This is a genomic window from Flavobacterium lacisediminis, from assembly GCF_025909975.1.
GTDB lineage: Bacteria > Bacteroidota > Bacteroidia > Flavobacteriales > Flavobacteriaceae > Flavobacterium > Flavobacterium lacisediminis.
On sequence record NZ_JAPCIO010000003.1, the window covers coordinates 103,904 to 130,802 of the forward strand.

22 protein-coding genes are annotated in these 26,899 nt (G+C 32.3%); 11 read left to right on the forward strand and 11 right to left on the reverse strand.

Annotation, left to right across the window (positions count from 1 at the left end; translation table 11 throughout):
* Positions 1-51: 51 nt before the first annotated feature.
* Positions 52-1,530 (reverse strand): proline--tRNA ligase, encoded by a 1,479-nt coding sequence (proS, locus tag OJ995_RS05635; RefSeq protein ID WP_264368545.1) that lies wholly within the window; start codon positions 1,528-1,530, stop codon positions 52-54.
* Positions 1,531-1,631: 101 nt separating this feature from the next.
* Between proS and OJ995_RS05640 the strand changes: the two genes are divergently transcribed.
* The 5 genes from OJ995_RS05640 (at position 1,632) to OJ995_RS05660 (ending at position 7,005) form a co-directional block, all read left to right on the forward strand.
* A complete protein-coding gene (locus tag OJ995_RS05640) occupies positions 1,632-2,585 on the forward strand; it encodes a hypothetical protein (RefSeq protein WP_264368546.1) in 954 nt (317 codons plus the stop codon).
* A gap of 29 nt (positions 2,586-2,614) precedes the next feature.
* Positions 2,615-4,162 (forward strand): OmpP1/FadL family transporter, encoded by a 1,548-nt coding sequence (locus OJ995_RS05645; protein WP_264368547.1) that lies wholly within the window; start codon positions 2,615-2,617, stop codon positions 4,160-4,162.
* A gap of 202 nt (positions 4,163-4,364) precedes the next feature.
* Positions 4,365-5,669: a 30S ribosomal protein S12 methylthiotransferase RimO gene (rimO, locus tag OJ995_RS05650; RefSeq protein ID WP_264368548.1), complete on the forward strand. Its 1,305-nt coding sequence runs from the start codon at positions 4,365-4,367 to the stop codon at positions 5,667-5,669.
* 5 nt (positions 5,670-5,674) lie between these two features.
* On the forward strand, positions 5,675-6,664 hold the full coding sequence (locus OJ995_RS05655) for a metal-dependent hydrolase (RefSeq protein ID WP_264368549.1): 990 nt from the start codon (positions 5,675-5,677) through the stop codon (positions 6,662-6,664).
* A gap of 104 nt (positions 6,665-6,768) precedes the next feature.
* A complete protein-coding gene (locus OJ995_RS05660; RefSeq protein ID WP_264368550.1) occupies positions 6,769-7,005 on the forward strand; it encodes an HP1242/YdcH family protein in 237 nt (78 codons plus the stop codon).
* Positions 7,006-7,051: 46 nt separating this feature from the next.
* Here the strand turns inward: OJ995_RS05660 and OJ995_RS05665 are convergent, their stop codons facing one another.
* The 6 genes from OJ995_RS05665 to OJ995_RS05690 form a co-directional block, all read right to left on the reverse strand.
* A complete protein-coding gene (locus tag OJ995_RS05665; protein ID WP_264368551.1) occupies positions 7,052-8,470 on the reverse strand; it encodes an MBL fold metallo-hydrolase in 1,419 nt (472 codons plus the stop codon).
* Between the two features lie 76 nt (positions 8,471-8,546).
* Entirely contained in the window at positions 8,547-9,692 is a 1,146-nt protein-coding gene (locus OJ995_RS05670; protein WP_264368552.1) for a peptidoglycan endopeptidase, read from the reverse strand.
* Between the two features lie 91 nt (positions 9,693-9,783).
* Positions 9,784-11,325, reverse strand: coding sequence for an acyl-CoA carboxylase subunit beta (locus OJ995_RS05675; protein ID WP_264368553.1), 1,542 nt, complete (start codon positions 11,323-11,325; stop codon positions 9,784-9,786).
* Between the two features lie 33 nt (positions 11,326-11,358).
* A complete protein-coding gene (locus OJ995_RS05680) occupies positions 11,359-12,798 on the reverse strand; it encodes an acetyl-CoA carboxylase biotin carboxylase subunit (protein WP_264368763.1) in 1,440 nt (479 codons plus the stop codon).
* A 10-nt stretch (positions 12,799-12,808) separates the two neighbouring features.
* Positions 12,809-13,294 carry an acyl-CoA carboxylase biotin carboxyl carrier protein subunit gene (locus OJ995_RS05685; RefSeq protein WP_264368554.1) on the reverse strand — a complete coding sequence of 162 codons (486 nt, stop codon included), beginning with the start codon at positions 13,292-13,294 and terminating at the stop codon, positions 12,809-12,811.
* A 93-nt stretch (positions 13,295-13,387) separates the two neighbouring features.
* Positions 13,388-15,577: a B12-binding domain-containing radical SAM protein gene (locus OJ995_RS05690; RefSeq protein WP_264368555.1), complete on the reverse strand. Its 2,190-nt coding sequence runs from the start codon at positions 15,575-15,577 to the stop codon at positions 13,388-13,390.
* A gap of 109 nt (positions 15,578-15,686) precedes the next feature.
* Here OJ995_RS05690 and OJ995_RS05695 point away from each other — a divergent pair, with 109 nt between their 5' ends.
* The 5 genes from OJ995_RS05695 (at position 15,687) to OJ995_RS05715 (ending at position 23,770) form a co-directional block, all read left to right on the forward strand.
* Positions 15,687-19,736 carry a DUF7948 domain-containing protein gene (locus OJ995_RS05695; protein ID WP_264368556.1) on the forward strand — a complete coding sequence of 1,350 codons (4,050 nt, stop codon included), beginning with the start codon at positions 15,687-15,689 and terminating at the stop codon, positions 19,734-19,736.
* 11 nt (positions 19,737-19,747) lie between these two features.
* A complete protein-coding gene (locus OJ995_RS05700) occupies positions 19,748-20,641 on the forward strand; it encodes a DUF6263 family protein (protein ID WP_264368557.1) in 894 nt (297 codons plus the stop codon).
* Positions 20,642-20,716: 75 nt separating this feature from the next.
* A complete protein-coding gene (bshC, locus tag OJ995_RS05705) occupies positions 20,717-22,312 on the forward strand; it encodes a bacillithiol biosynthesis cysteine-adding enzyme BshC (RefSeq protein ID WP_264368558.1) in 1,596 nt (531 codons plus the stop codon).
* A gap of 151 nt (positions 22,313-22,463) precedes the next feature.
* Positions 22,464-23,291: a formylglycine-generating enzyme family protein gene (locus OJ995_RS05710; RefSeq protein ID WP_264368559.1), complete on the forward strand. Its 828-nt coding sequence runs from the start codon at positions 22,464-22,466 to the stop codon at positions 23,289-23,291.
* Positions 23,292-23,350: 59 nt separating this feature from the next.
* Entirely contained in the window at positions 23,351-23,770 is a 420-nt protein-coding gene (locus OJ995_RS05715) for a nucleoside-diphosphate kinase (RefSeq protein ID WP_133607821.1), read from the forward strand.
* A gap of 52 nt (positions 23,771-23,822) precedes the next feature.
* Here the strand turns inward: OJ995_RS05715 and OJ995_RS05720 are convergent, their stop codons facing one another.
* Positions 23,823-24,119 (reverse strand): DciA family protein, encoded by a 297-nt coding sequence (locus OJ995_RS05720; RefSeq protein WP_264368560.1) that lies wholly within the window; start codon positions 24,117-24,119, stop codon positions 23,823-23,825.
* Between the two features lie 3 nt (positions 24,120-24,122).
* Positions 24,123-24,539, reverse strand: coding sequence for a lipocalin family protein (locus OJ995_RS05725; protein ID WP_264368561.1), 417 nt, complete (start codon positions 24,537-24,539; stop codon positions 24,123-24,125).
* Between the two features lie 108 nt (positions 24,540-24,647).
* Between OJ995_RS05725 and OJ995_RS05730 the strand changes: the two genes are divergently transcribed.
* Entirely contained in the window at positions 24,648-25,709 is a 1,062-nt protein-coding gene (locus tag OJ995_RS05730; RefSeq protein ID WP_264368562.1) for a serine hydrolase domain-containing protein, read from the forward strand.
* Between the two features lie 13 nt (positions 25,710-25,722).
* Here OJ995_RS05730 and OJ995_RS05735 read toward each other — a convergent pair whose 3' ends face one another.
* Together OJ995_RS05735 and ftsY are read right to left on the reverse strand one after the other, a co-directional pair.
* The gene (locus OJ995_RS05735) at positions 25,723-25,905 is read right to left on the reverse strand and encodes a hypothetical protein (RefSeq protein WP_264368563.1); all 183 of its coding nucleotides are present in this window, start codon (positions 25,903-25,905) and stop codon (positions 25,723-25,725) included.
* Between the two features lie 10 nt (positions 25,906-25,915).
* Entirely contained in the window at positions 25,916-26,896 is a 981-nt protein-coding gene (gene ftsY / locus OJ995_RS05740; protein ID WP_264368564.1) for a signal recognition particle-docking protein FtsY, read from the reverse strand.
* Between the last annotated feature and the right edge of the window lie 3 nt (positions 26,897-26,899).

A 26,899-nucleotide genomic window follows, 5' to 3' on the forward strand; every position in this document is an offset into this window, starting at 1 on the left:
ACAACTAATTTTGATTTCTGCAAGACCTTGTATAAAAATTTTTATTTTTTTTTAGTATGCCTTAGCAAAAAGAACCCTTCCTTTAGACGGAGCGCCAGTAAACATACAGCTTCCAGCCTCTTCTACTCTATCTAAAGCAATACATCTAATGGTTGCTTTTGTTAGCTCTTTTATCTTTTCTTCTGTTTCTGCAGTACCATCCCAATGTGCAGCTAAGAAGCCTCCTTTGGTTTCTAACAACTCTTTAAATTCATCGAAAGAATTCACTTCAGTTATGTGGGTATCTCTGTATTCCAATGCTTTAGCAAACATATCATTTTGAATAGTTTCTAATAAATTTTGAATATACGATGCTACTCCCTGTTTAGAAACTACTTCTTTTGATAAATTATCTCTACGAGCGATTTCATAAGTTCCGTTTTCTAAATCGTTTGGTCCAAGAGCAATTCTTACCGGAACCCCTTTTAATTCCCATTCTGCAAATTTGAATCCTGGTTTTTGAGTATCTCTATTATCATATTTAACTGAAATACCTAATTTTCGAAGTTCAGCAGTTAAAATATTTACTTGCTCTGAAATTGCATCAAACTGCTCATCTGTCTTATATATAGGAACAATAACCACTTGAATAGGAGCTAAATTTGGAGGCAAAACCAATCCTTTATCATCAGAATGCGTCATTACTAAAGCACCCATTAAACGTGTTGAAACTCCCCAAGAAGTTCCCCAAACGTGTTCTTGTTTTCCTTCTTTATTAGCAAATTTTACATCAAAAGCTTTGGCAAAATTTTGACCTAAAAAGTGAGAAGTTCCCGCTTGCAAAGCTTTTCCATCTTGCATTAACGCTTCAATACAATACGTTTCATCTGCACCAGCAAAACGCTCCGTTTCTGTTTTTAATCCTTTAATTACCGGAATTGCCATGAAATTTTGAACAAAATCAGCGTACACATTCATCATTTTTTCAGACTCTTCAATCGCTTCTTGACGAGTAGCGTGAGCCGTATGCCCTTCTTGCCATAAAAACTCAGCAGTTCTTAAAAACAAACGCGTTCTCATTTCCCAACGAACCACATTTGCCCATTGATTAATTAATAAAGGTAAGTCTCTATACGATTGCACCCATCCTTTATAGGTCGACCAAATAATAGCTTCACTTGTAGGACGAACTATTAATTCTTCTTCTAATTTCGCATTCGGGTCTACCATTAATTTACCTGGTCTTTCCTCGTCGTTTTTCAAACGATAATGCGTCACAATGGCACACTCTTTAGCAAATCCTTCTGCATTTTTTTCTTCTGCTTCAAACATGCTTTTTGGAACAAACAAGGGGAAATAAGCATTACTATGTCCAGTTTCTTTAAACATTCTATCTAATTCAGCTTGCATTTTTTCCCAAATTGCATAGCCATATGGCTTAATCACCATACACCCTCTAACACCTGAATTCTCTGCTAAATCAGCCTTTACGACTAGTTCGTTATACCATTTGGAATAATCTTCCGCTCTTGTAGTTAAGTTCTTGCTCATTATGAATATTTTGGCACAAAAATTGTTTGTATAAATTTTAACTAATTTGTTTGGCAAAAATAGTTAAATTTGAAGTGTCCAACAATAAAAAAATAAGAGTTATGAAAACTTATTACTTGATTACCCAAAAAAATGCCATGTTTTCTTTGTTTGGATTATTGGCAATAATCACAACATCATGTGGTTCCTATCAAAATGCATCCTATTATGACGATGGTGTTTACACCACTTCTGAAAAACAAAAAATAGTAGTTGTTGAAGATAATTCACAAAACAACAATGCATATTCTCAAAAATTTAAAGAAATGCAGAATGACTACGTCTACTATTCTGAAGATGGTACTGAGCAAAAAGACAGCGTTGTAACTGTCTACGACAACCAATATAGCAACAACAACAATGCCGACTGGGGAAATAATGCAACCGAAGTAACCATCAATTACTACAATAACGATTACGGCTGGAACAACTGGTATTCTCCATATTGGGGATTAGGTTGGAACTGGGGATGGAATTCTTGGTATGGCCCAAATTGGGGATGGGGATGGAATTCTTGGTATGGCGCAGGCTGGGGATGGAATTCTTGGTACGGTCCTGGATGGGGATGGAATGGTTATTATGGCCCAGGATGGGGAGGATACTATGGAGCAGGCTGGGGATACAATGGCTACTATGGAAATAATGTTTCATACAACCATGGTCGTAGAGGCGGAAATGGATACTACAATAATGGAGGAGGTAGAACTTCAAACCGTTCAAACACGCCACGCCCTAGCTTTGATAATAGAAATAATAATCCTAGATCACACAATGCAACACCAAGATCTAATACAACTACACCAAGATCTCAAAATACAACACCTAGAGAAGGTACATACACACCAAGAACAAATACACAATCACCAAGAACATCAACTCCTAGAGACAACAGTTCTTCTCCAAGAAGCAATAACTATTCTTCACCAAGAAGCTCTTCAGGAGGAAGTTTTGGGGGTGGTAGCTTCGGTGGCGGAGGTCGCTCTGGCGGCGGAGGCGGTAGAGGCGGCAGAGGTTAATTAAAACACTAAAGATTAAAAAAATTGAAATGAAAAAATTATTCTTATCCATAATTTTTGGTAGTTCTTTATTGGCTACTGCACAAGAAACTACTACTAATGATGCTTTACGATATGCCGTAAATAATTTAACTGGAACTGCTCGATTCAGAGCTATGAGTGGTGCTTTTGGTGCAGTTGGCGGAGACTTATCATCTATAAATGTAAATCCAGCAGGTTCATTATTTTTTAACAATAACTTTGCAAGTATTACTGCAAGTAATTTAAATGCTCACAATCGCTCTGATTATTTTGGAACTAGAACTAAAGAAAATAATAGCACATTAGATTTAAATCAATTGGGTGCTGTTTTAATTTTTAATGACGGTTCTGGAAAATCTGATTGGTCAAAAATTGCTGTTGGATTAAACTATGATAGCACAAATAATTTTGACAATAGCATCTTTTCAGCAGGGGTTAATCCTAACAATTCTATTGGAAGTTATTTTATAGATAAAGCACAAGGGTTACCATTAGAATTCATGCAATTACAACCTGGAGAAACTGTATCGCAATTATATTCTTATTTAGGAGAAACAGGTGGATTAGGTTTTCCTGCACAACAAGCAATGCTAGGATACCAAGCCTATTTATTTGAAGCTTTTGATGACTCCGACCCAAACAATGTTGATTATTACACTAATGTTCCAACCGGAGGAAATTACTATCACGAAAACTATGTGCAAACATCTGGTTTTACTGGAAAACTGACTGCCAATGTCGCAACTGCATATAAAAACAAATTATTTTTAGGATTGAATTTAAATGCTCATTTTACTGATTATTTAAAATCAACTTCAGTATATGAAGGAAACAACAACCCTTTATACTCTTCTGGATTGACAGTTACCGATATCCAATTTGATAATGAATTATATACTTATGGAACAGGATTCTCTATGAATGTAGGTGCAATTTACAAATTCACAGATAACTTTAGAGCTGGTATTGCTTATGAATCACCAACATGGTATAATTTAAATGACGAATTATCTCAACGTTTAATTGTAAGAACTACAGATGGAACAAATAATTATCAAGACGTTGTAGATCCTAATGTTATCAATATTTATGAAAGCTACAAAATTCAAACACCAAGTAAATGGACTTTTAGCGGTGCATATATCTTTGGAAAAAAAGGCTTAATAAGTATTGATTACGCAACAAAAGATTACAGTAATATTAAATTCAAACCTACAAACGACAGCTTCTTTAGCGATTTAAATAATCAAATGAGCAATCAATTTAAAAACTCATATGAATTAAGAATTGGTGGAGAGTACAAAATAAAACAATGGAGCCTTCGTGGAGGTTATCGTTTTGAAGAAAGTCCATACAAAGTTAATTTCGCAATGAGTGATTTAATTGGATATTCAGCCGGATTGGGTTATAATTTTGGAGAAAGCAGGTTAGATTTAGCCTACGCAAACGACCATAGAAACTACAATGTTGCCCTAGTATCTTCTGGAATGAATGATGCCGCAAGAATTAGAACCACTAATAACAATATAACTATTACTTATTCTGTAAATTTCTAAGTAATAAACAAAACTACACAAAACCACTTCTTCAACCGAAGTGGTTTTTTTTTATGACTAAACCATAACAACTAGACCCTATGGAAGCGACATCCCGCCTTGGTGGATATAGCGGACAGCGGGACCAAAACATTAAAAAATTCCCAAACGCTGGTGCTTCTACTAATTATTTTATGTAATTTTGCACCTCAAATTTAAAAGCATGAGAACCAAATCGTTAAAGAAAAATAAAATCAATGTAATTACACTTGGATGTTCTAAAAACACTTACGATAGTGAGGTTTTGATGGGACAACTAAAAGCCAATGGAAAAGATGTAGCACACGAAGAAGAAGGCAATATCGTAGTAATTAACACTTGCGGTTTTATTGACAATGCAAAGGAAGAATCGGTAAATACGATTTTGGAATACGTGGACAAAAAAGATCAAGGATTAGTTGATAAAGTTTTTGTTACTGGATGTTTATCAGAAAGATACCGCCCTGATTTAGAGAAAGAAATTCCAGATGTAGACCAATATTTTGGCACAACTGAATTACCTCTTTTATTGAAAGCTTTAGGAGCAGATTACAAACATGAATTATTAGGAGAACGTTTAACTACAACTCCAAAAAACTATGCGTATTTAAAAATTGCTGAAGGTTGCGATAGACCTTGTAGTTTTTGCGCTATTCCTTTAATGCGTGGTATGCACGTTTCGCAACCTATTGAAAAACTGGTTAGAGAAGCAGAAGGTTTAGCTAAAAAAGGCGTAAAAGAACTAATCTTAATCGCTCAAGATTTAACGTATTATGGTTTGGATTTGTACAAAAAGCGTAATCTTGCCGAACTATTAGAAAACCTAGCAAAAGTGGAAGGTATCGAATGGATTCGTTTGCATTATGCTTTTCCTAGTGGCTTCCCAATGGATGTTTTAGATTTGATGAAGCGCGAACCAAAAATTTGTAATTATATTGATATTCCTTTGCAACACATTTCAGATGACATTTTAAAATCTATGAAACGTGGAACGACAAAAGAAAAAACAACAAAATTATTACAAGAATTTAGAGAACGCGTCCCAGGAATGACAATTAGAACGACTTTAATTGTGGGTTATCCGGGAGAGACTCAAAAAGATTTTGAAATCCTACGTGATTGGGTTCAAGAAATGAAATTCGAACGTTTAGGTTGCTTTACCTATTCACATGAAGAAAACACAGGTGCTTTTGCATTAGAAGATGATGTACCTCAAGAAGTAAAACAAGCACGTGCTGCTGAAATTATGGATTTACAGTCGCAAATTTCTTGGGATTTGAATCAGGAGAAAATTGGACAAACATTCAAATGTGTTATCGACAGAAAAGAAGGACAATATTTCATCGGAAGAACCGAATTTGATAGTCCGGATGTAGATAATGAAGTACTTGTAGATGCTTCAAAATACTATTTAAAAACCGGTGATTTTGTGAATTTAAAAGTAACAGATGCCACGGAATTTGATTTATATGCTGAGCCTATAAATTAAATCAAATGGATTCATTATCACAAATTGTTCTAGGTGCAGCAACTTTTGCTTTAATAAAAGACAAAGAAATTGGAAAAAAATCTTTGTTGTATGGTGCTATACTTGGAACAATTCCTGATTTAGATGTTTTAATAAATCCTTTTTTTAATACTATTGAAGAATTATCGATTCATCGATCATTTTCGCATTCTATATTTTTTTTAATATTATTAAGTCTACTATTTGCAAAATGGTTTTCTATAAAATACAAAACGTCTTATAAAACGTGGTTCTTAGCAAGTTTTTTAGCTTTATTTACTCATCCATTATTAGACATTTGCACAACTTATGGCACTCGAATATTATATCCTTTAAGCAAATCTTTCTATAGTTTAGACAATGTTTTTGTAATTGATCCCTTATATACGATTTGGTTATTAATAGGCTGTATAACTTTACTCTTATTAAAAAGAAATAATCCAAAAAGACAACTTATCATTAAATGGTCATTAGCTATATCTACATTTTATTTACTAGTAGGATTATGTATTAATATCTTTGTAACTAATCACTTTAGGAATGAATTATTAAGACAACATATTTCCTATGAAAAAATTAAAGTTGTCCCTACTCCTTTCAATACAATTCTGTGGCAAGTAATTGTAAAAACTAATGATGGTTTATATTTTTCTGATTACAGTTTATTTGATTCAAAAAAAACAACAGATTTTATTTTTGAAAAAAACGACGCCCAATTTATAGCAGAAAAAAAGAAAATAAAAGAATTAGAACCATTTTTCAATTTTACAGAAGGCTACGAATTAGCAAAAAAAGAAAATAATAAAATGGTTATTTACGGCACTAAATTTGGACCACTTAACATGCAAAATGGCAAAACTCATTTTATTTTTCCTCTTACATTCAATGAAGATGGCACCTATATTTTAGAACAGAAAAGGCCTAAAGATTTTAAAAAAATATTTAAAAGAATATTTAACCGTTTGAAAGGTAATTAACGGTTTTACTTTATCCAAGGATTTTTTATTTGAAATGACAAATATCATATCTGCGACTTTTTTTTATTACTAATTTTGAGTATAGAAATTTAAAAACCAGCATTATGATAACTAAACATCCTATTTACCAAGATTTCCCTGAATACGCAGACAAGATTAAAGACCTGTTTCATAATAATGATGAATTTCAGGTTTTATTGCACTCTTACTCAGAGTTAGATGACAAAATTTACAAAATAGAAACCGATGAAGAACTTGCAATGGATGATGAATTATCACATCTAAGAAAAGATCGTGTGTTTTTAAAAGATGAGATTTATAATTTTTTAAAAGATAGCTAGAATCCTATTTATACAAAAAAATCCGCTTTAAAGCGGATTTTTTGTTTTACAATAATGTTGACGGGCATACATAAGTTGTTTTAGGGAGTTGAGTTGTTTTTACTATCTCATTAAAACCTCCTGAAACATCTACAAAACTATCAAAGCCTCGTTGTTTTAATATTGAAGCTGCAATCATACTTCTGTAACCACCAGCACAATAGATTACAAAAGGCTTCTCTTTTGGGAAACTGGATATTTTTTCATTTAACTGATTTAAAGGAATATTGACAGAATCTAATAAATGCTCCGAATCAAATTCACTCTTTTTACGAACATCAAATAATGGTAAATCTTCTGTTTGATGCATTGCTTCTAGTTGTTCGCCAGTAATTCTTTTTAAAGAATCTGTTTCTTTTCCTTTTTGTTTCCATGATTCAAAACCACCTTCCAAATATCCAATCGTATTATCATACCCAACTCTAGAAAGGCGAATCATGCATTCTTCTTCTCTTCCAGGTTCAGTTACCAATAGAATAGCTTGATTGATATCAGTTATCATCTCTCCTACCCACATAGCAAAACTACCATCAATACCAATATTAATACTGTTTGGAATAAATGCTTTAGCAAAATCATTTGCGTTTCTTGTATCTAAAATTAAAGCACCAGATACATTGGCTAATGTTTCAAAATCAGTTGGGTTAAGTGGTCGCCTTGCTTTTTCGATTACCTTATCTAACGATTCATATCCTTTTAAATTAAGCAATACATTTTTAGGAAAATAGCTTGGTGGAGTTGTCAATCCTGTTAATAATTCGTCTACAAATTCATCTTCAGTCATATCTGGTCGTAACGCATAGTTAGTACGCTTCTGATTTCCCAAAGTATCTGTTGTTTCTTTACTCATGTTTTTACCACATGCACTTCCTGCACCATGATTTGGATACACAATTAAATCATCTGAAAGTGGCATGATTTTCTCTCGAAGTGAATGATACAAATGACGTGCTAATTTATCTTGTGTCAAATCGGCAATAACGTGTTGGGCTAAATCAGGACGCCCAACATCTCCAATAAACAAAGTATCGCCTGATATAATTCCATGTTCCTTATCATTTTCATCAATCAACAAATACGTTGTACTTTCCATGGTATGACCAGGTGTATGAATGACTTTTATTTTATAATTTCCAATAGTAAAAATCTGACCATCGGTGGCAATTAAAGCTTCGTAATTAGGTTTTGCTGTTGGCCCAAAAACTATTTGAGCTCCCGTTTTCGATTTTAAATCCAAATGACCACTAACAAAATCGGCATGAAAATGCGTTTCAAAAACATATTTGATTTTGGCATTATCTTTTTTGGCACGATCGATATAAGGTTGTACTTCTCTAAGTGGATCAAAAATAGCTGCTTCACCATTATTCTCAACATAATAAGCTGCATGAGCAATGCAACCCGTGTAAATCTGTTCTACTTTCATGACATAACTTTTAGAAGTTACGAATTTACATTCTACACATTAGTTGTAAAATGATAAATATCATGAACGCATAGAATTAATCTTGAAGTACTCTGTTAATTTGAATAAAACGTTTTTTGTAGTAAGGTTCTTCCGTTGAAGAAATAATAACTCCAGCTTGTACCGAAGAATGGATAAACTTTATTTCATCCCCGTTTATTTCAGTAATCATTCCCACGTGATTAATACTACCTCTACCGTTTGTTGTAAAGAAAATTAAATCTCCTTTTTGAGCTTGACTTCTATCTATTCTATAACCTGCTCCAGCCGCCATTGAACTTGATGAACGAGGCAAAGTCATGTCGATATGTTTAAAAGTTGAAAACATTAATCCTGAGCAATCAAAACCAGCACTTGTAGTACCTCCACCTCTGTAACGTGTTCCAATATGTTGCGAGGCTTTTGCTATTAAAAATTCCGCTTTAGACATATTTTCTGGAGAAAGCTCTTCAATTTCTTTTGAACTATTTACAATTTCATTTTGATGTTTAGCCAATTCTACATCCCCTTTTTTTACCACTACTTCATATCCAATAGGTAAATTAGCAATAATTTCAGGATTCATTTCTTCCAAATCCTTAACACTTACTTTGTACTTTTTAGAAAGTTTGTATAAAGTTTCTCCTTTGGTAACGGTATGGACTTTATTTCCTAGTTCATCCGTACATAAATTGGCATCCATGTTTGTTGGATTCGATACTTCTGCAACTACTGCTTTTGTAACTTTAGTTTTTGTCTCTTTCTCTTTAGTTTTTATTTCTTTTGGAGATTCCTTTTTAGCAGAAACAACTATTTTATCACCAATTTGAATGGCTTCTGGATTGATATCTGGATTTAATTCTTTCAATTTTTCCAGACTGATATCATATTTTTTAGCAATCTTATAAAGTGATTCACCTGATTCAACTACATGAGTTTCGGTAGAATTCTTAGATGAAGATACTTCTTTATTATTTTTTGATTTTGATTTTTTGTTGGGAATTAACAAAACAGTTTTTAACTGCAATAAGGCGCCTTTCGATTTTGGATTTAATTCATAAATGTCGGATTCACTAACATCATACTTTTTAGCAATGGAATAAATGGATTCACCTGAAACCACTGTATGTTTAATTGTCTTTTGAGAAAAAACAACACTACTGCAGAAAAAAAGAAAAAAAGTTAATATTTGGAATAATTTCATTTAGAATTAATTTAGATGGATTATAGCTAATTTGATGGTCGCAAGATAAAAAAAACTCCCTTTAAAAAGGGAGTTTTAACATTATTTTAAACTACAAAGGAATATTTCCGTGTTTACGTTTTGGAGTGTCAACTGTTTTATTTTCCAGCATACTAAATGCTTTCATTAATTTTCTACGAGTATCTCTTGGTAAAATTACCTCATCGATAAATCCACGTTGCGCTGCTGTGTAAGGATTAGCAAATAACTCAGCATATTCTGCTTCTTTTTCTGCTAATTTAGCTACCGGATCAGCTGCTTCACTAATTTCTTTTTTGAAGATAATTTCTGAAGCTCCTTTTGCTCCCATTACCGCAATTTCTGCACTTGGCCAAGCAAAATTCATATCAGCACCAATGTGTTTTGAATTCATAACGTCATAAGCACCACCATACGCTTTACGAGTAATTACTGTAACTCTTGGTACTGTAGCTTCACTAAATGCGTATAATAATTTTGCTCCATGTGTGATGATTCCGTTCCATTCTTGGTCGGTTCCTGGCAAGAAACCTGGTACATCTTCTAACACTAATAAAGGAATATTGAAACAATCACAAAAACGTACAAATCTAGCTGCTTTAATAGAACTGTTTACATCCAAACAACCTGCTAAAACCATTGGTTGGTTGGCTACAATTCCGATACTTCTTCCTCCTAAACGAGCAAAACCAACAATAATATTTTCAGCGAAATCTTTATGAATTTCAAAGAACGAATCTTCATCGATAATACCACCAATTACCTCGTGCATATCATAAGGTTTGTTAGCACTATCAGGCACAAGCGTATCTAATTTTTCACGAACCTCATCACCTACTACATAAGGTAATTTAGGAGTTGTTTCTCTATTATTTTGAGGCACATAGCTCAACAATCTTTTAATATCTTCCAAACATTCAATTCCGTTTGGTGAAGTAATATGACAAACTCCAGATTTTGATGCATGTGTTGCTGCTCCACCTAATTCTTCAGAAGTTACTTCTTCATTAGTAACCGTTTTTACAACGTTAGGTCCTGTTACGAACATATAACTATTGCCTTCAACCATCATAGTAAAATCGGTCATAGCTGGAGAATAAACGGCTCCACCAGCACATGGTCCCATAATAGCTGAAATTTGAGGAATAACTCCAGACGCCTGAACGTTTCTGTAGAAAATATCTGCATATCCACCTAAAGAACGAACTCCTTCTTGAATACGAGCACCACCTGAATCGTTTAGTCCAATCATTGGAGCACCACTGCGAAGTGCCATATCCATTACTTTACAGATTTTTTCTGCATGTGTTTCTGATAACGAACCTCCAAAAACCGTAAAATCTTGTGCAAAAACATAGACTAATCTTCCATCGATAGTTCCGTAACCAGTAACAACTCCGTCTCCGTAATAGACTTCTTTTTCCATTCCGAAATCGGTTGTACGGTGTGTAACTAACATACCAATTTCTTCAAAAGAACCTTCATCTAAAAGGTATTCTACACGTTCTCTTGCCGTTAATTTCTTTTTAGCATGATGCGACGCAATTCTTTTTTCGCCTCCACCTAATTTGGCTAAAGCTATTTTATCGTTTAATACTTTAATTTTATCTTCCATTTTTTGTAATGAGTCAATTAGACAATTTGCCAATTAGTTAGGCAATCTTAACACTTTTTGATCTTCAACGTATTGTTGAAATGCAATCATAGCTGCAATTTCAGCTTCAATATCTAATTTTGATTTTAGTTTTTCAGCATCATAATACGCTTTCACAAAACCTGTATCGAAATCACCTGAACGGAATGCTTCATGTTCCATTACAAATTTTCCGAATGGTAACGTAGTGTGAACTCCTTCAACCAAATAATTATCAATTGCTTTAATCATTAATTCGATTGATTCTTCACGTGTGTTTCCGTACGTAATCAATTTTGAAAGCATTGGATCGTAATAAATTGGCACATCCATTCCTTCTTCGATTCCGTTATCAACACGAATTCCTTCTCCTTCTGGTAATTTGTAAGTACTTAAGAAACCAACATTTGGCAAGAAATCATTCATTGGATCTTCTGCATATACACGAAGTTCCATTGCGTGACCTTTGATTTGCAAATCTTCTTGTTTCATTGGTAACGCTTCGCCACGTGCAACACGAATTTGCAATTCCACTAAATCCAATCCTGAAATTAATTCTGAAACTGGGTGTTCTACTTGCAAACGAGTATTCATTTCTAAGAAATAGAAATTATGGTCCGCATCCATTAAAAACTCAACTGTTCCAGCTCCTAAATAATCGCAAGCTTTAGCCACTTTTACAGCCGCTTCGCCCATTTCTTTACGTTTTTCTGGAGTCAAAATTGCTGATGGCGCTTCTTCTACTACTTTTTGGTGACGACGTTGGATACTACATTCTCTTTCGAAAACATAGACAATATTTCCATGACTATCCGCCATTACTTGAATTTCAATGTGACGTGGTTTGGTAACATATTTTTCAATGAAAACCGAACCATCTCCAAAAGCATTTGTTGCTTCTGAAATCGCTCTATCCATTTGAGAAACGAAATCTTCTGCTTTTTCTACTATACGCATTCCTTTTCCACCACCACCTGCTGAGGCTTTGATTAGAATAGGAAAACCAATTTCTGTAGCAATTTTCTTTGCTGCTTCGATATCTGTAATAGCATCTTCTGTTCCTGGAACCATTGGGATGTTGTAGTCTTTTACAGCATCTTTAGCCGCTAATTTATTCCCCATCATTTCGATGGCTTTCGATTTTGGTCCGATGAAAATGATGTTGTTCTTTTCACATTCTTCTGCAAAATGTGAATTTTCACTCAAGAAGCCATAACCTGGATGAACAGCATCAACACCCAATTCTTTACAAACTTCGATGATTTTATCACCACGTAAATACGATTGACTTGATGCAGCCTCACCAATTAAAACTGCTTCATCAGCATATTTTACATGCAAAGCATTTCTATCGGCTGACGAGTAAACGGCTACTGTTTTGATTCCCATTTTTTTCGCGGTTTTCATTACTCTAATAGCAATTTCACCACGATTGGCAACTAATATTTTTTTAATTTCTTTCATGTTATTCGAATTCAATTAACAATTGTCCTTTATCTACAGCGTTTCCTTTTTCAACGGCAATCGATTTGATAACTCCATCTCTTGGTGAAAGGAAACAGTTTTCCATTTTCATTGCTTCTAAAATCAATAAAGGATCATTTTCTTTTACTTCTTGTCCAACAGAAACGTTGATTTCTAAAATCAAACCTGGCATTGGAGCTTTAATAGCGTTCACCACTTTTGTTCTACCACGTTCAATTCCCATGCTTTTGATTAATTCATCTAAAGCATCAGAAATAGCAACATCATAAGTGTTGTTGTTAACTTTTACGGTATATTTTTTAGAAAGAAAATCAGCTGAAACAATTTCAGCCTTGTAGGGTTTGTTGTCTTTTAGCACATGAAACTTTGCTTCATCTACCTTTACGGCATCTAATTTTTGAAGATCGTTTTCAGTAACTTCAAACGAAGCAGAATTGTTTACTAAAAGTTTATAATTTGTGCTCATATGAGATTATTTTTAGTCGACGTAAACTTACAAAAAGAAAACGTTTTCTAAACTGATAATTCTCATAAAATTTGTAAAAATACTATAGCTAATTTACAAAGTTAACAATCCAAATTGTCGCATAGTCATAATTGGTTTTGAATACCAAAATAATTCAAAATCGTCAAATTGTTGTTCAAAATCAGATTTTAGCTGTGAAAAAGTCATTTTGTTATCTGAGTAAACCGAAATTTTCTCTAAGGTATTAACCAACCACTTTCCTTCTTCTGCATTTACAGAAATATCATAGTTTTGAGTTTTATTGTGAAACGTTAATTTCATTATTTCCCATGAAGTTCCTTTTTTCGATTTGGTGAAGATTTCGGTTTGAGGCTTTCCTCCTATCCAAACGATTTTCGCATTGGGTTTCGTGTTGAAATTTTGTTCTTTTTCAAGACAATTATAAATAAAATCGGAAGGAATTTTTGTTTTTGGAATTTTGAAATCGAACCAATCTTGCAAATCGTAATCGAAACAGATTCCATGCATATAATTGAACAACGACTTCTTTAATCCGAAACTAAACTTATCATGATTGATTCCGGTTTTGTCTTTAAAATTGATGTCGTTATTAGCAAAAGTAATTTCATTCTGCTCTGGAATTACTCCGAATTCTTCGGGAAACATTCCCACTGGAGAATGCGCTGTCATGGCAAATTGATGCCAAAAACCGCTTTGTAAAACACCAAGTTCAAATAACTGACGTACCATTTCCAAACTATCAACTGTTTCTTGAATCGTTTGTGTTGGGTAACCGTACATCAAATAAGCGTGAACCATAATTCCTGATTCTGTGAAATTTCGGGTAACTTGAGCTACTTGTTCAACTGTTACTCCTTTTTTGATTAATTCTAAAAGTCGGTCTGAAGCTACTTCTAATCCACCAGAAACCGCAATACAACCTGATTCTTTCAACAACAAACATAAATCAGCTGTAAAACTTTTTTCAAAACGAATGTTGGTCCACCAAGTAACAACTAATTTTCGCTTAATGATTTCCAATGCTACTTCTCGCATTAAAGCTGGCGGCGCTGCTTCATCTACAAAATGGAATCCGTTTTCGCCCGTTTGGGCGATTAACTCTTCCATTCGATCGACCAAAATTTTTGCAGCAATTGGCTCGTAAAGCTTAATGTAATCTAACGAAATATCGCAAAAAGTACATTTTCCCCAATAACAACCGTGTGCCATGGTGAGTTTATTCCAACGACCGTCGCTCCATAAACTGTGCATTGGATTTGCAATTTCTATGACTGAAATGTATTTATCTAACAACAAATCAGAATAATCGGGTGTTCCCACTTCTGCTTGTTTGTAATCGTGACGTGTCGTGTTGTTTTTATAAACGACTTGATTATTTTCTAATAGGAAAGTTCTTTTTAAAGGCTTCTCGACTTGAGTCGATGTGACAAAATCATATAGTAATTCAACTGGAAGTTCACCATCATCTAACGTGATAAAATCGAAGAATTCAAAAACTCGATTATCTTTTAATTCGCGAAGTTCCGTATTTGGAAAACCACCTCCCATCGACAATTTCATATTGGGATAATTGGCTTTTATAAACTGAGCACAACGAAAAGCACTGTATAAATTACCAGGAAATGGAACTGAAATTAAAACTAGCTTTGGTTGTACTTCTTCAATTCTTTCTTTGAGAATTTTGATTGTAATTTCGTCTATGAAAGTTAACTCGTTTTGTAAGTGATTGTATAACTCATCAAAAGAATTCGCGCTTCTTCCTAAACGTTCTGCATAGCGACTGAAACCGAAATTTTCATCAATACATTCTACAATGAAATCGGATAAATCTTCTAAATATAAGGTAGCTAAATGCTTTGCTTTATCTTGCATTCCCATGGAACCAAATGCAAATTCCATATCGTCTAATTGATCAAAACGAGAGGCTTCTGGTAAAAAATTCCCTGAACAAATTTGACGTGCTAAAGATGGATTTTTACCTTGAAGAAAAGCGATTACAGCATCTGTAGTTTTGATATAATCATCTTTTAGGAAATAAATTCGTTGTGAATTCGGCTCAAATTCTTCAAACTTGAAACCTGAAATCTGAAACAAACTTTCTAAACCTTTTTTGGAAAACAGTTCTAAAATCACCTCGATACCTAAATCCATTTGGTAAGCCGAAATATCTTTTGTGTTTAGAAAACCTTTGATATAAGCCGTTGCTGGATACGGTGTATTCAGTTGGGTAAAAGGCGGTGTGATTAAGAGGATATCTTTCAAGTCGTGAGATTTTTGCAAAGGTAAAATTAAAAATCGTTTCGAGCTAATTTGTAATAATTTGGGTACAATGTCTTTTTAAATTGTTATTTTTGTGGAAATATTTTACTGCATGAGAGCATTAGCGTTACTCTTTTTTTCTTTATTCTTCAGTTTGACATATAGTCAGGTTAAAAACAACTCCATTGGTTTTATTGAAAACAAAGGGCAAATTGTTGATCAAAAAAACAAACCTAATCCAAGTGTAAAATATCTTTTAAACACTAATGGTTTAAATGTTCAATTGCAAGAAAAAGGCTTTTCTTATGACGTTTACGAAACTGAAAAAAATCCGTTATCCAAAAAAGACAAAGCCTTTAATTCTTCCAATCCAAATTTTGATAATGGAATTAAAACACCCGATTATTCTTTAAAATATAATTTTCATAGAATTGATATTGACTTTTTAAATGCAAACCAAAATGTAAAATTAATTGCTGAAGAAAAATCAAAAGACTATGACAATTACTACAATGTTGCTCATGCAAGAAATGGCATAACAAATGTTCATAAATACAAAAAAGTTACTTATCAAAACATTTACAATCAAATTGATGTTGTCTTTTTTATTCCAAACGATTCAACAAAAGCAGTTGAGTATAATTTCATTGTAAAACCAGGCGGAAAAATTTCAGACATTCAACTAAAAATTGAAGGTGGAAAAACAGAACTAGTTGAAAACAAGATACAAATGCAACTTCGTTTTGGAGAAATGGATGAAACCATTCCGATGAGTTGGATTGAACAAGGAAATAGAAAAAATGAAATTAAAATCAACTATAAAAAGATAAAAAAGAATGTTTATGGTTTTGAAGGTGATTTGAATTCTTCTGAGAAAACTATTGTAATTGATCCTACTCCTGTTAGGTTGTGGGGAACTTATTATGGTGGAAGTGGAGACGAATATCCAAACGATATAACATCAGATTCAAACAACAATATATACATATCAGGCACAACATATAGTTTAAACAATATAGCTACTATTGGCACACACTTATCAAATATATCAAATCAAGCAGGGTTTATTGCAAAGTTTAATACATACGGAAATAGAATTTGGGGAACTTATTATTTAGCTAATACAAGACGATTAAAAATAGATTCCAATTTTAATGTTTATTGTGCTGGGAGTTCTGTTGCTTCACCAAATGTTGCATCAATTGGCGCTTTTCAAGAAAACAACAATGGTTATGCTGATGCTTTTCTAATAAAATTAAACGAAAATGGTATAAGAGAATGGGCTACTTTTTTTGGTGGCGAAGGAAATGAAAATAGCTTTGATGTAACTTTTGATTCAAACAACAATGCTTATTTATGTGGGTATACAACCAGTTTCACAAATATATCAACTCCAAATTCTCACCAACCAAATAAAGAACCTACTCAAAGTAATGGAGCATTAGATGCATTTATAGTGAAATTTAGTGAAAATGGTATTAGACAATGGTCTACTTATTATGGAGGCGAAGGCACTGAAACATTTTTCAATTGTTATTATTCAAACAATTTCATTTATTTAACTGGAAATAGTGGTAGCACATTTAATATTGCTACTCCAGGAAGCTATCAAGAGAATAATGCAGGAAGTATTGACGCAATGATTGTTAAGATAGATTTAAATGGTAACAGAGTATGGGGTACTTATGTTGGTGGAATTGGGCTAGAATCTTTTGATTATAGAGCTGATTTAAAAAATGACTTCATTTATTTAATTGGCAGGACTTCAAGCCAAACTAACATTGCTACAACTGGAGCATTATTTGAAAATTTTCAACTCTCAACAAATGCATCTGCAAGTTATCAATATTCAAATGCAATAATAAAATTTGACTTATTAAATCAAACAAAAATTTGGGGAACATACTTTTTAAGTGAACCATTGAATCTTAAAGTTAATTCATTAGATGAAATTTATGTTTGCGGAAATACAACTTTAACAACTGGAATAGCTTCAATCAATGCTTATCAAACCAACTTACTTGGATTTACAAACGCTTTTATTATTAAACTAAATAATTTAAGTCAATATATTTGGGGGACTTATTATTCTGGAAACGTTCCTCATCATATTTATGACACAAAGATCACATTAGACACAAATAATAATATTTATAGCTATGGTAGATCTTTGGGTATTCAACCAAGTTTAGGAACTCCAAATAGTCATCAAGAAATAGCAGGAAGTCACCAAGATACATTCATAGCAAAATTTCTTGACTGCCAATCATCAGCATTAATAGCATCAAATTCGCCAGTATGTCCCGGTAACAACTTAGAACTTACTGCCTCTGGAGGGAACAATTATTCTTGGACAGGTCCAAATGGGTTTACTTCATCAGATCAAAACCCTTTAATTCCAAACGCAAATTCATCTCACAGTGGTCAATACACTTGTGCTATAACGGGAACTGGAGGTTGTGATAACACTGTTACTTTAAATGTTGTGGTTGGTGATTCTGTTGCGCCAATACCTACAATTACAAATTTACCAATCATTACTGGGGATTGCAACACTGTTATTTCAACTATTCCAACAGGTTTGGACAATTGTGCTGGAACAATAATTGCGACTACAACAAATCCATTAATTTATTCAATCCCTGGAAATTACACCATTACTTGGAATTATAATGACGGAAACGGAAATTCAAGTTCTCAAACACAGAATGTTACGATTTCATCAGTTGTTTTACCAACACTAACATCCCCTCAACAATTCTGCATTCAACAAAACGCAACATTAAATAACATTCTTATTACTGGTCAAAATATACAATGGTATGATGCTGCAACAAATGGAAATATATTACCTAATACTACTCTACTACAGAATGGAATAACTTATTATGCTTCGCAAACTATAAATGGATGTGAAAGCACAAGGGTTCCTGTTTTAGTAACTATTCAAAACACACCTGCTCCGACAGGAAATTCAAATCAAAGTTTTTGTAGTACTGAAAATGCTACTTTGAACAATATTGCTATAACTGGAACTAACATTATTTGGTATGATAGCTTATCTGGAAATACCGTTTTACCAACTTCTACTCTATTACAAAATGGAGTTACTTATTACGCTTCTCAAACAATCAATAGTTGTGAAAGTCCTACTAGGCTTGCTATTTCAATTCAACTTATCAATACATTAAATGCTAATAATTATTCTGAAACCCTTTGTGATGATTTGAATAATGGAATCGAAATGATAAACCTTTCCAATTACAATTCGTTACTAATATCTTCGACTGGAAATATTTTTAAATATTACAATTCTTTAAACGGAGCTCAAAACCAAGTAACTTCAGATGAAGTACAAAATAGTTCAAATTACAATTTATCATTGGGAAATAACCTTTTCTATGTTAGGATTGAGTCACCAAATACTTGTTTCCAAATTGTAACACTTAATTTAATTTTAGTCAGTAAACCATTTGTCAACATTAATAATGTTATGCCAATTTGCGAAGGAAGTTCAATTACAGTAGATGCCGGATTTGGATATGATAACTACAATTGGTCTACAAATGAAACCAGTTCTGCCATCATTATTTCTCAACCTGGAAATTATTCTGTTACGGTTTCAGAAAATCATGGCACTTTAGTTTGTTCTACTACTAAAAATTTTATAGTTGTTAATTCAAATATTGGAACTATTTCTGAGATAATTACCTCTGATTGGACACAAAATGAAAACACCATTTCGGTTTTACTATCTTCGAATAGTGTTGGAAGCTACGAATATTCATTAAATGGAATCGATTTCCAAGATAACAACACCTTTTATGGATTAGAAAATGGAGAATACACCGTTTATGTTCGAGACAAAAACGGCTGTGGAGTAAGTTCGGAAGAAGTTTACTTATTAATGTACCCTAAATATTTTACTCCAAATGGAGATGGGTATAACGACTTTTGGAGAATTAAGTTTTCCGAAAATGAACCAAATTTAACAGTAACTATTTTTGACCGTTACGGAAAACTAATGACTCAATTTGATTCTAGCTCTATTGGTTGGAATGGAACTTATCTAGGTAACCAAATGCCTTCAACTGACTATTGGTTTGTTGTAAAAAGAGAAAACGGAAAAGAATATAGAGGTCATTTTACTCTAAAACGATAATAATTTAAGATATGCGTACAAAATTTTTAATCATTCTATTTAGTATTTTATTCATTTCTTGTGAAGAAAAATATGATTTAAAACTCAATTTAACACAAGGTAAAATATACAAACAAACGGTATTAACCGAAAGTTCTATATACCAAGATGATATTGATTCATGGCCCGATATTAGAGTTTCAACTTTTTACAAAATTGATTATAAAGTAACTGATAGAAAAGATTCCATTTTTACAATAAGTTGTAAGTTAAAAGAAATGAAAATTGGTTTCGAATCTGATTTTAATACACAGACTATCGATTCTAAAGAAAAAGATAACGGAAATCCATTAAATAAAATTATTTCTAATATGGTAAATAAAGAGTTTATCATTATTGTGAACGAAAGAGGAAAAATAAAAGAAATAAAAAACACAGAGAATTTATATAAAAACTTATTCGATGGCATTCCTCAAATAACGGAAGAGCAAAAAAAAGAAATTGCTAAAACGTTTAAAGAAAGTTTTAATGACAAAACATTTAAAAATAATTTTGAAAATGGTTTTTATATGATCCCATCTGAAGAAATAGCCTTACAAGAATCTTGGAAAAACATCTTTACCACAGAATTAGATGGCACCAAAATGAACTTGAAAAACACTTTTACTTTAACAAAATACAAACCCAACAAATACGCTATTATTAGTGGAAAATCTTTCATTACTGCCAAAATAAACAAAAACGAAAGTAAGGCTGATTTAAATGGTAAAATGACTTCAAAATACAAACTAAATCCTTTCAATGGCTGGATCAAAGAAGCGCTTATTACTCAAGAAATGAAAGGTATGATGGAAGTAATTCAAGACAATCAAAAAAAGAAATCACCTATTAAAATATACAACCGAATCATGATAAGCGGTTATTAACTAGTAATAAACTACTGTTAAAACCATACAATAAATAATGTAATTTAGTATTTTAGCAAAAAAATAATTGCCAAAATGCCAAACGACTGTATAACCTATCAAAATTCAGGATATTTTTCAAAATTAATCATAGATTATTTAGACCAAAAGGCTGAATTAAAACCGTTATACCATAGATTTCCAACTTTAGAAAACTTTCAACTTCAAATAGAAGAAAAAAGTAAAAACTTCCCGATTGAAAACCGTGAAATCTTAGCAAAAGCATTAGTAAACCAATATCAAAATTTTGAGGTTTCTGATACTACTTCTAATAACATTGAACTTTTAAAAAGTTCAGATACTTTCACTATTACAACTGGTCACCAATTAAATTTATTTACTGGGCCATTGTATTTTTTGTATAAAATTATTTCGGTTATTAATTTAACTAAAGAATTAAAGAATACTTACCCAGAAAACAATTTTGTTCCTATTTATTGGATGGCAACAGAAGATCACGATTTTGATGAAATCAATTACTTTAATTTTAAAAACAAAAAAATCCAATGGAAAAAAGAAAGTAATGGACCTGTTGGAAGATTGAATACATCTGGATTGGATGAAATATTTGAAACTTTTTCAAACGAATTAGGTTTAGGTGATAACGCGAATTATCTTAAAGAATTATTTAGAAAATCATACTTAGAACATAAAAATCTGGCCGATGCTACTCGTTATTTAGCTAATGAATTATTCAAAAAAGATGGTTTGGTTATTATTGATGGAGATGACTCTGAACTTAAGAAGCTATTTATACCTTTTGCTAAAAACGAATTAACACATCAAACTTCATTTAAAAAAGTTAATGAATCGCTTCCACTTTTAAAAGAATATAGTGTTCAAGTAAATCCGAGAGAGATAAATTTATTTTACATACAAGATAACTTAAGAGAACGCATTGTTTTTGAAAACGGAAATTACAAAATCAACAATACTCTTTTATCTTTTTCCGAAAGTGAAATACTAACTGAACTCGATAAAAATCCAGAAAATTTTAGTCCAAATGTAATTTTACGTCCTTTATATCAAGAAGTGATTTTACCTAATCTTTGTTATATCGGTGGCGGAGGTGAATTAGCTTATTGGCTAGAATTAAAATCTAACTTTGATGCTAATCAAATTACATTTCCTATTTTATTATTAAGAAATTCTGTTTTAATTGTAACTGAAAAGCAAGTTGAAAAATTAGAAAAATTAGACCTTAATTGGGCAGATATCTTTCAAAGCCAACAAATATTAGTAAATGAAAAAACAAAAGCAATTTCTGATTTTACTATTGATTTTAGTAAACAAAAAGAATTTCTAAAAAATCAATTTAAAGAATTATATGAAATAGCTGCTAAAACAGATAAGTCGTTTTTAGGTGCTGTAAAAGCTCAAGAAATTAAACAATTAAAAGGCCTTGACAATCTAGAAAAAAAACTTCTGAAAGCAGAAAAAAGAATTCATAGCGAAAAACTACATCGAATTATTAAAATTCAAAACGAACTATTTCCTAATCAAACATTACAAGAAAGAAAATCAAATTTCGCGGATTTTTATAATGAAATAGTTAATTTAGAAGCTTTTTTCTTACGTTTAAAAAACCAATTACACCCTTTACAACAAAATTTCTCTATTGTTATTATTTAAAAATATCGATGAAATACTTTTTTATTCGATAAAAAACAATATATTTATTTTTTTAACAATAAATCAAGGAAAAAATTCAATAATATAACATTTTTGCCTTGCAATGTTATATTATTATTATATTTGCACACCTAAATTAATAACAAAACTCATGAAAAAAATTACGTTTTATTCTACATTATTAATTACCCTTTTATCATTATTTGCATTCAAAAATAGTCTTGTTGACATTGACTTAATCAAAATTCAGGGAGGAACTTTTAAAATGGGTTCAAAAGATTCTGATGGTTTAGCTGATGTAGATGAGCAAAAAGAACACACTGTAAATTTAAACACATTTGAAATTAGTAAATTTGAAGTAACGGTTTGGGAATGGAAACAATTCATTAAAGCTAATAAAATGAAAATGCCAGAAAAACCAACTTGGGGATGGCAAGATAATTACCCTGTAAATGGTATAACTTGGAACGAAGCAATTGCTTACTGTAACTGGTTAAGTAAAAAAGAAAAATTACAACCTGCTTATACTAAAAAAGGACCAAATTTTGTTTGTAACTTCAAAGCTAACGGATATAGATTACCAACCGAAGCTGAATGGGAATTTGCGGCTAAAGGCGGAACAGCTTCAAAATCATTCAAATACAGTGGAAGTAACAATTTAGATGATGTTGCTTGGCATAAAGGTAACAGCAAAGGAACTCCACATACAGTAGGAACTAAATTACCAAACGAATTAGGAATTTATGACATGAGTGGAAACGTTTGGGAATGGTGTTGGGATTGGTACAATAAAGATTTCTATAAACTAGAAAAAGGTGACAACCCAAAAGGACCTGAAATGGGAGAAAGAAGAAGTGTAAGAGGAGGTTCATGGGATAGTCAACAAAATTACGTTAGACCTGCAAATAGAATTTCTACTGAACCTAATAAAACTCATGAGTTCTATGGTTTTAGAGTTGCTAGAACTATTGTGAAATAATTTTAAAACAACCTTGCAAAACCTATTAATAATAGTACCTTTGCAAAAAATTTAAAAAAATGGCAACAAACAGAACTTTTACAATGATTAAACCAGATGCTGTAGAAAACGGACATATTGGTGGTATCTTAAACATGATTACAGAAGGTGGTTTCAAAATTGTTTCTTTGAAATTAACTCAATTAACTATAGCTGATGCACAAGCTTTTTATGCTGTTCACGCTGCGAGACCATTTTTTGGCGAATTAGTTGAATTTATGACAAGAGGTCCAATTGTAGCTGCTATCTTAGAAAAAGATAACGCAGTTGAGGATTTCAGAACTTTAATTGGAGCTACAAATCCTGCTGATGCAGCTGAAGGAACTATCCGTAAAAAATATGCTACTTCTATTGGTGAAAATGCAGTTCACGGATCTGATTCTGATGAAAATGCAGCTATTGAAGGTGCTTTCCATTTTTCAGGAAGAGAGCAATTCTAATTTTTAGAATTATCATATAAAAAAATCCCGATTCAATGAATCGGGATTTTTTTTATCTAAGAACCAAATTTGTTACCAAATCTTTCCTTAATTCTTCATTTATCATTTTTATGATTTTGTCTTTTCCATAACTTAATTCCTCTCGCAAAACAGCAGAAGACAAAGCTACATAAAGAGTAGAACCTTTTAATTGAATTTCCGTTGTATAATTATTCACACCATTTCCCATTAAATTTTTCCAAGCATCCCGAACATTAACCACATCCATACCAGCTTCCAACTTATTTTGAGAAATAAATTGTTTCAACACATCTCCTATCGGACTTTCTTCATTGAATCGTTTTGCCATAACTTACTTTACAGAAAATTTAACCGGTCTTTTATAATGATATTCTAAATCTTGTTCGTTTTTAACAACTAATTTATCTTTTGTCAACTGGATAACATCTTCTTTCCAACTAGCATAAGTAGTTTTATACTGAATTGTAGCATCACCATCTTTAACAGCAATAACAATATCTTCCTGAATATCATTAGTTAAATAAGTGCCGTCTAATTGAGGCATAACTTTTTTTCTAAAACCTTTATTGCCATCTATTTTAAAAAAATCGATAGTTTCATTTACTTTATATTCTTTCTTATCACCATCTGGAAGTTCCACTTTTTCAATTTCCCAATAGCCATTTAAATTCGAAATATCAGCATCCGTAATCTTCTGTTTACACGAAAGAACTGAGCCTAAAACAATTAAAAAAAGAATTTTCTTCATACTATATTTACCAAATTAGACTATAAAATTACAATTAAAAATCATTTGAATTAAACTATTCTGTATTTTTATTGTCTAACTTGAATAAGTTCTAAAAATAATATAGCTATGAAAAAATTGTCATTACTTTTTATCCTGATTACTTCATTATGGAGTTGTAATTCAGATGATGGAAATTCATCAAACGAAGAAGCTATGTATTTTCCTCCCATTGGTTCTTCTGAATGGGAAACCAAAACAATAGCATCACTTGGATGGAATGAAACTCAAGTACAACCATTATTAGATTATTTAGAATTAAAGCACACAAAAAGCTTCATTATTCTTCATAATGGAAAAATTGTAATGGAAAACTATTTTAATGGACACACCGCAACTGAAACATGGTATTGGGCAAGTGCAGGAAAAACATTAACTACAGCCGTTACTGGAATTGCCGAACAAGAGGGCTTTTTAAACATTAACAATAAAGTTTCAGATTATCTTGGAATTGGTTGGACAAGTGCTCCACTAGCTAAAGAAAATCTAATTACTAACAAACATCTTTTAACCATGACATCTGGTTTAAATGATGCTTTAGGTGATAATGTTTCGCCATCCAATTTACAATATGTAGCTGATGCAGGAACTAGATGGGCATATCATAATGTATATGTAAAACTACAAGATGTAGTTGCAGAAGCAACTGGTCAAACGTGGTCAAACTATTTCAATACTAAATTGAGAGACAAAATAGGAATGACGGGGTTTTGGTTTCAAAGCGGTGAAAATAGAGTTTACAGAAGCAACACAAGAAGTATGGCAAGATTTGGGTTATTAGCTTTGAATTTAGGAAATTGGAATGGCAATCAAATTATTAATAATTCTTACTTCAGAAATTCAACATCGACATCTCAAAATTTAAATTTGGCTTATGGATATATGTGGTGGTTAAATGGGAAAAGCAGTTATCGATTACCCCAAACTCAATTTCAATTTAATGGAACTTTAATACCTAGCGCTCCGAATGACATGTATTGTGCTCTAGGTAAAGATGATCAAAAAATATACGTTGTGCCAAGTAAAAAACTAGTCATTATAAGAATGGGAGACGCAGCAGATGGTAGTAATTTTGCCCTTTCAGATTTTGACGAAGTACTTTGGGAAAAAATAAGTGCTGTTATCAACTAACAGCACTTATTTTTTATTTTTTTGCTTTCTTCTTACCGCTTGTAAACTTAATCAGCAAGTACATAAATATGGCAAAAGAAGCCAATCTTAATGTTAGAAATATAAAATCATAATCACTAAATGGAATGGCAACTAAAGCCATTATAACAGCTGCTAAAAACAACTGAACTGTTCTATATTTTAAAAGTTCTTTCACAGTCTAAATCTTATTTAAAAAACGAATCCACAAATTCATATTTATTAAACACTTGTAAATCTTCGATTCCTTCTCCTACTCCGATGTATTTTACTGGTATTTGAAATTGATCAGAAATTCCAATTACTACTCCACCCTTAGCAGTTCCGTCTAATTTTGTAACCGCTAAACAAGAAACTTCTGTAGCTGCAGTAAATTGCTTTGCTTGTTCAAAAGCATTTTGACCAGTAGAACCATCTAAGACCAAAAGTACATCATTTGGTGTATTCTCCACCACTTTTTGCATTACTTTTTTCACTTTAGAAAGTTCATTCATTAAACCAACTTTATTATGTAAACGACCTGCAGTATCGATAATTACAACATCAGCATTTTGAGCTACTGCACTCTGTAATGTATCAAAAGCTACAGATGCAGGATCACTTCCCATTTGTTGCTTAACGATTGGTACACCTACTCTATCTGCCCAAATTTGCAATTGATCTATTGCAGCTGCCCTAAAGGTATCCGCCGCACCAAGAACAACATTATAACCCGCTTTTTTAAACTGATACGCTAATTTACCTATAGTAGTAGTTTTTCCCACACCATTAACACCAACCACCATAATTACATAGGGTTTTGTATTAGCTGGTATTTCAAACTGAGTCGCTTCACCTGAATTAGTTTCCGATAATAAACCTGCAATTTCTTCTCTTAGAATTCCATTTAATTCATCTGTTCCTAAATATTTATCTCTTGAAACACGTTCTTCAATTCGTTCAATAATTTTCAATGTAGTATTTACTCCTACATCAGAAGAAACTAAAATTTCTTCTAAATTATCTAAAACTTCTGCATCTACTTTCGATTTTCCAGCCACAGCTTTAGTAAGCTTAGAAAAAAACGATGTTTTAGATTTTTCTAAACCTTTATCTAAAGTTTGTTTTGCCTCTTCGCTGATAGCTTGTTCTTTCTTATCGGAAGAGAATATTTTTTTAAAAAAACTCATACT

Coding starts and splice junctions, on each gene's coding strand:
- OJ995_RS05710 (WP_264368559.1), top strand. CDS start 22,464: ATGAAAAAAATTACGTTTTATTCTACATTATTAATTACCCTTTTATCA.
- OJ995_RS05730 (WP_264368562.1), top strand. CDS start 24,648: ATGAAAAAATTGTCATTACTTTTTATCCTGATTACTTCATTATGGAGT.
- OJ995_RS05640 (WP_264368546.1), top strand. CDS start 1,632: ATGAAAACTTATTACTTGATTACCCAAAAAAATGCCATGTTTTCTTTG.
- OJ995_RS05700 (WP_264368557.1), top strand. CDS start 19,748: ATGCGTACAAAATTTTTAATCATTCTATTTAGTATTTTATTCATTTCT.
- OJ995_RS05660 (WP_264368550.1), top strand. CDS start 6,769: ATGATAACTAAACATCCTATTTACCAAGATTTCCCTGAATACGCAGAC.
- OJ995_RS05720 (WP_264368560.1), bottom strand. CDS start 24,119: ATGGCAAAACGATTCAATGAAGAAAGTCCGATAGGAGATGTGTTGAAA.
- OJ995_RS05645 (WP_264368547.1), top strand. CDS start 2,615: ATGAAAAAATTATTCTTATCCATAATTTTTGGTAGTTCTTTATTGGCT.
- ftsY (WP_264368564.1), bottom strand. CDS start 26,896: ATGAGTTTTTTTAAAAAAATATTCTCTTCCGATAAGAAAGAACAAGCT.
- OJ995_RS05695 (WP_264368556.1), top strand. CDS start 15,687: ATGAGAGCATTAGCGTTACTCTTTTTTTCTTTATTCTTCAGTTTGACA.
- OJ995_RS05685 (WP_264368554.1), bottom strand. CDS start 13,294: ATGAGCACAAATTATAAACTTTTAGTAAACAATTCTGCTTCGTTTGAA.
- OJ995_RS05725 (WP_264368561.1), bottom strand. CDS start 24,539: ATGAAGAAAATTCTTTTTTTAATTGTTTTAGGCTCAGTTCTTTCGTGT.
- OJ995_RS05675 (WP_264368553.1), bottom strand. CDS start 11,325: ATGGAAGATAAAATTAAAGTATTAAACGATAAAATAGCTTTAGCCAAA.
- OJ995_RS05715 (WP_133607821.1), top strand. CDS start 23,351: ATGGCAACAAACAGAACTTTTACAATGATTAAACCAGATGCTGTAGAA.
- OJ995_RS05665 (WP_264368551.1), bottom strand. CDS start 8,470: ATGAAAGTAGAACAGATTTACACGGGTTGCATTGCTCATGCAGCTTAT.
- OJ995_RS05670 (WP_264368552.1), bottom strand. CDS start 9,692: ATGAAATTATTCCAAATATTAACTTTTTTTCTTTTTTTCTGCAGTAGT.
- proS (WP_264368545.1), bottom strand. CDS start 1,530: ATGAGCAAGAACTTAACTACAAGAGCGGAAGATTATTCCAAATGGTAT.
- rimO (WP_264368548.1), top strand. CDS start 4,365: ATGAGAACCAAATCGTTAAAGAAAAATAAAATCAATGTAATTACACTT.
- bshC (WP_264368558.1), top strand. CDS start 20,717: ATGCCAAACGACTGTATAACCTATCAAAATTCAGGATATTTTTCAAAA.
- OJ995_RS05655 (WP_264368549.1), top strand. CDS start 5,675: ATGGATTCATTATCACAAATTGTTCTAGGTGCAGCAACTTTTGCTTTA.